At 31.9% G+C, this 5980-nt stretch carries 5 protein-coding genes; all 5 read right to left on the bottom strand.

Going from position 1 to position 5980, the window contains the following annotated elements; all coding sequences use genetic code 11:
- A partial coding sequence (locus K1X44_08645) for a DUF3333 domain-containing protein (protein MBX7147357.1) occupies positions 1-405 on the bottom strand: 405 nt, incomplete at its 3' end.
- On the bottom strand, positions 398-1777 hold the full coding sequence (gene pstC / locus K1X44_08640; protein ID MBX7147356.1) for a phosphate ABC transporter permease subunit PstC: 1380 nt from the start codon (positions 1775-1777) through the stop codon (positions 398-400). The genes pstC and K1X44_08645, both read right to left, overlap by 8 nt.
- A gap of 72 nt (positions 1778-1849) precedes the next feature.
- The gene (locus tag K1X44_08635) at positions 1850-2857 is read right to left on the bottom strand and encodes a substrate-binding domain-containing protein (GenBank protein ID MBX7147355.1); all 1008 of its coding nucleotides are present in this window, start codon (positions 2855-2857) and stop codon (positions 1850-1852) included.
- Positions 2858-2963: 106 nt separating this feature from the next.
- A complete protein-coding gene (locus tag K1X44_08630) occupies positions 2964-4418 on the bottom strand; it encodes a GHKL domain-containing protein (GenBank protein MBX7147354.1) in 1455 nt (484 codons plus the stop codon).
- A gap of 4 nt (positions 4419-4422) precedes the next feature.
- Positions 4423-5980 (bottom strand): NADP-dependent malic enzyme (locus K1X44_08625; protein MBX7147353.1); only part of this gene is annotated, 1558 nt, incomplete at its 5' end.

Genomic DNA, 5980 nt, shown 5'->3' with positions numbered 1-5980 from the left:
TATTTTATCTGAAAGACTGTTTTTTGAATTTGATATTGTTTTTTGTAAATCATAGCCTGCATTATTACTTAGAATTTTTAAAAGAATTCGTTGGTCTTGTTTATACTGAACATCAGGAAAGATATCCAAGAAAGATTGACGAATAATTTTCGTATAAAAAAGGGTTGAGGTATCGGGGTCATTATTTTCGTTTAATAGTTTTCCATCGATTTCCAATTTAATGTAAGTTTGATTAAAAGCAGGTAGGCTTTTGCCAATAATATCGGTTAAAAGAAATCCTAAAATAAAACATGCCAATAGAATGGACAAAATACCAAAATATTTAAATATTTTTTCATGCCTTAGACGTTTTTTTAAACGTTTTTTTAAAATTAATGTTGATTTTTCTTGTGTATATTTATTCATATTTTTCTCGATATTTTTTAACAATATAAAGAGCAATAATATTAAGAATAAAAGTCATTATAAAAAGGATTAATCCCAAAGCAAATGCTGCAAGTGTTTTAGGATTATCAAACTCCTGATCTCCAACTAAAAGATTGGCAATTTGTACGGTCATAGTTGTAACAGAATTAAAAGGATTGAAGGTTAAATTTGCTGACAATCCAGCTGCCATAACCACAATCATTGTTTCTCCTATAGCTCTGGATACACCTAAAAGAATGGCACTAATAATACCGGGTAATGCGGCAGATAAAATAACATGACGAATAGTTTCTGATTGTGTTGCCCCTAATGCATAAGATCCATCACGTAAACTTTGAGGAACCGCATTAATAATATCATCAGATAAAGAAGAGATAAAAGGTATAATCATAATACCCATCACCAATCCAGCTGCCAATGCACTTTCTGAAGCAACTGAAATGTTTAGAGTATCACCTATATCTTTTAGAAAGGGGGCTACTGTTAAAGCTGCAAAAAAACCATAAACAATGGTTGGGATTCCAGCTAAAATTTCAAGAACAGGTTTAACAATTGTTCTGATAGAACGTGGAGCATATTCTGAAAGATAAATGGCAGACATAAGACCAACAGGTACAGCAATAATCATAGCAATAACAGTTATAAGTATAGATCCTGTTAATAAAGGGATCATTCCAAAACTACCACTACTTGCTGTCTGGTCAGCCCTTAGAGCAATTTGGGGACTCCAATGAAGCCCAAAAATAAATTCATTTAAAGGTACTCTTTGAAAAAACCTTAAAGCCTCAAATAATAAAGAAAGAATAATTCCAACGGTTGTTGTAATAGCCAAAGTAGAACTTATAAAAAAGATAAATAAAATAATTCGTTCTGCTTTTTTGCCAGCTGAAAAATTTGGTTTAATTTTACCAAATGAAAGAATAAAAGCAGATAAAACAATAATTGTAAAACATATATAGAAAACGAAAGATGTCGTATTTTGAATAATTTTTAAATGATTTGCCGCTTCTAAAATAGAAGATGTAGTGGTATCAGGTGATGTTAATTTATTTTCAAGAACATTATAAATTTGATTAAGAGCAAGTTTAAACGATTCTGATTCTAAAGAGCGCAAATCATGTGGTAAAAACCAATGGAGAATAAATTCGTTAATATGGGTTTGGCTTGTCCACCAAATAAAGAAAAATATTAAAGAAGCTAAAAAGCAAATCAATCCTACGTACCATCCATGATAATGAGGTAAAGATTTAAGATTTTTAATATTTCCTTGGACAATATTTTTAGCACGCCAATAACCAAGGTAGAATGTAATAACAAAAATAAAAAATATAAGGATAATGATCACGAAAATTTCTTTTAATCCCTAATACTTATAAACAATAGTTTCTTATTATAGAAACTATTGTTTATAAGTAAGTTTATATTAAATAGTTTTTAAAGATAAAACATCACTTGTAATTTTTTTATGTCGTTCAGCAGGTAGGGGAATCAAACCTTTTTCAATAAGATATCCATCTTCACTTGATGCATCGTCACTTGTCATTTCTGTCATATATTCTTTTAATCCTGGCACGAGATTTAGGTGATCTTTTTTGACATAAATATAAAGAGATCTTGCAATAGGATAACTATTATTGCTGATCGTATTGTAAGTAGGGGTAATTTTATTAATTGTACTTGCTTCAATCTTGTCTGAATTTTGTTCTAAAAAACTGTATCCAAAAATTCCCAAAGCTTTTGGATTAGTGGTTAACTTTTGAACAATCAAATTGTCATTTTCGCCAGCTTCTATGTAATGACCATCTTCACGAATTGATTGACAATAAACTTTTTTTTCTTCCGGTTTTAAATTTTTAATTTCTGAAAATTCTTCGCATCCTTTATCAAGTACAAGTTCAACAAAAGCATCCCTTGTTCCAGAAGAAGGTGGAGGGCCAAGAACTTCGATCTTATCAGGGCTCAAACTTGGATCGATGTCATTCCAATTGTTATAAGGATTGTCAACCCATTTTCCATTTTGTGGGATTTTTTTTGCTAAAGCTTGCCAAATTTGTTTTAGACTTAATTGATAGGGCTTATGTTCTTTAGAAGAGGCAAGGATAATTCCGTCAAACCCTATTTCAATTTCCATAATGTTTTTAACACCATTTTTATGACAATCTTCAAGTTCAGATGATTTGATTTTTCTAGATGCCCCTGAAATATCAGGAAAATCTTCTCCTAAACCAGAGCAAAATAATTTTATACCAGCTCCAGTGCCGGTTGATTCAACGATAGGTGTTTTAAAAGATTTTTTCTTAGAAAAATTTTCAGCAACAACTGTTGCAAATGGAAAAACAGTACTTGATCCAACAATACGAATTTGATCGCGTGCAAAGGCTGATGAGAAAGTTGATAAGATAAAAACAGGGATAAAGAAATATAGTTTCATTTTGTCCTCGTCATATTAAAGATTAGTTTGAATTAATCTTGTTCTAATCAATATATGTAAATATTATATGACGAAATTATTACAGTTTTATGACAATAGAAAATAATCATTTAAAAGAGATAGGAAAAAAAATACAAAAATTACTTCCTTGTTTAGGCTTACTTTGAATATCCATAAAACCTTGATGATGATTAAGAATATGTTTCACAATAGCTAACCCAAGTCCAGTTCCCCCAAGGTGAATAGATCTTGATTTATCAACGCGATAAAATCTTTCTGTTAACCTTGGAATATGTTCTGCTTCAATTCCATAACCATTGTCAATAATAGCTATAAAAACATGATCAAAATCTTTAGTAGAATTTTGTGAAACTTTGGTTACACCAGAAACTATTTTTATAGTAGTATGAGATGCGCTGTATTTAATTGCATTATCAATAATATTTTGAAATAATTGGAAAATTTCCTGTTCATCCCCACAAATTTTGGGCAATTTTTTTATGTCTTCCATGGTTTTTTGTTGAAATGGGAATTTCCATAAAGACGAATAATCCTCGTCAAATTTGATATTAATGTTTTTACTTTGAGCTTTAACATTAATCATAGTTATAACTTGATTAAGAATAGATCCCAAATCACATAATGTCGAAGGTTGACTCATTTCGTTAAGTTCAATTTTTGATAAAGAAAGTAAATCATCAATTAGTTGTTGCATGCGACACGCATGATTATTCATAATATTAAAAATGTCTTGGGATAATTTGGAATTTGTATCAGTACGCAGTGTTTCTATGGATGTTTTAAGTATGCTTAAAGGAGTACGTAATTCATGACTTGCATTAGCAATAAAATCCCTTCGCAATTTTTCAGTTAGTTTGATTTGGGTAATATCTTGCATGACGATTAAAACAAAGTGGTTTTTATAAGAAATAAAAAGCTTTGTAATGGAAATAATAAATTGCCTCTCTAAGAGAGGGAAAAAAGAAAACTCTAACTTTTCCTGTTCGCGATCATTTAAAACAGATTCTATAGCTCTAATTAGATCTGGATGACGAAAGATAGAGGTAAAGTTATATCCTGTAATACTTAAATATCTTGTTTTAATAGTACTTTGAAGAAGTTTTAAAAAAGCTTCATTAGTATCAATAACCTTTTTTTCTTGATTAAGAAGAATAGTGGGATAGGGATAGTTTGAAATAATTTGTTTATTTAAAGAAGAATGTTGGGTAATTGCAACGATTAAATTTTCGTATCGTTGAATAAGTTTACTAATAAGTGCCCCAATATTACCGATAATTGGCAAAGGAACATTTGACAAAAATGCATTTTTATAAAATTTAGCATTTTTATTTTTTTGGTGTAAGGTTTTTCTAATGAAATTAAAATAAGAAAAAACAGGATAAATAATGAATCCCAACGATAAAGCAATAAATAAAAATGATGCGAAAAGAATTATGAAAGATTCATGGTAATACCAAAATAAAAAACTAAAAACTAAAATAATTGGCGATAAGAGAATAAGCCATGATGTAAGAAAAGTTTTATTAAAAAATTTCGACATATTTTTATTTAGATGCTAAGATTTTTTCTTTTGAATCTAAAGCATCTAGGGCAACCAATGCTGCTGTATGTACAAGATCAGAGACATTTGATCCAGGTTGCACAATTTGCGCTGGTTTTTGTAAACCCATAAGAAGAGGCCCAATCATAGTTTTTCCCCCAAATTTTTGTAAAACACCTGAAGCAATATTTGCACTGTGCAAGGCGGGCATAATTAATATATTGGCAGGACCAGTTAAGCGGCAAAAAGGATAGCGTTTTTTCATTAGTGTAAAATCTAAAGCCACATCTGCTTGCATTTCTCCATCATATTCAAAATCAACTTTTTTTCGATCCAAAATTTGAATGGCTTCTTGAATTCTCTGTGCTCTTATTCCTTGGGGATTTCCAAAATTGGAAAAAGATAGCAAAGCAACCCGGGGTTCGTGACCTAGTTTTCTAGCTTTATCTGCTGTTTGAATAGCAATATTCACAAGTTCTTCGGCACTTGGTAATTCATGCACAGATGTATCGGCTAAAAAAACAGCCTTATCCTGGCTCATGATTACAGAAAGACCCATTAAAATTTTATTATCTTGGGTCGGAATAACTTTGGTAATTTCTTCAAGATTAGTAGAAAAATTTCTTGTAAGCCCACTAATCATTGCATCAGCATCTCCTTCCATAACCATACAAGCTGCAAAAATATTACGATCGAGATTAACCATTCTCTGGCAATCACGGTAAAGGAGCCCTTTGCGTTGAAGACGTTTATAAAGCATATCTGTATAATGTTGATTGCGTGAACTTATGCGCGCATTCTGTATTTCAAGATTATCAATAGATCCTAAACCTGCTGCTTTCATTGTTTGTGCAATTCTATCTTCACGTCCTAAAAGTATAGGAATACCATATCCTGCATTACGAAAGGCAAGTGCAGCGCGAACCATTTTTTCTTCTTCACCTTCTGTAAATACAACACGCATATTTTGATTTTGTAGACGTTCAAATAACAAACCAAGCATTGCAGAAGTTGGGTTTAAGCGTGCAGCTAATTCAACACGATAAGAATCCATGTTAGATATGGTTTTTTGGGCGACCCCGCTTGCTATCGCAGCTGTAGCAACGGCTGGGGGAATTTCTCTAATTAATCTAGGATCAAAGGGAACAGGGATGATATAGTCTGGTCCAAATCTTAAACGTCTTCCTGCATAAGCCGCATCAACTTCATCTGGGACATCTTGTCTGGCTAATTGGGCCAAAGCTTCTGCCGCAGCAATTTTCATCTGATCATTAATAGCAGAAGCGCGTACATCAAGTGCGCCACGAAAAATATAAGGAAAACCAAGCACATTATTAACTTGGTTAGGATAATCAGAACGACCTGTGGCGATGATAGCATCGGAACGTATTTGTTTAACGTCCTCGGGTGTAATTTCAGGATCTGGGTTTGCCATAGCAAAAATAATTGGATCTTTTGCCATAGTTTTAACCATTTCTTGGGTCACCGCCCCTTTAACAGAAAGACCAAAAAACACATCTGCTTGATTTAAAGCTTCAGCTAAAGTACGCAATTTTGTTGGA

The sequence above is a fragment of the Alphaproteobacteria bacterium genome, assembly GCA_019695395.1.
Classification (GTDB): Bacteria; Pseudomonadota; Alphaproteobacteria; order JAEUKQ01; family JAIBAD01; genus JAIBAD01.
Note: the sequence above shows the minus strand (reverse complement) of the source record. Positions and strands in the feature narration are given on the sequence as shown.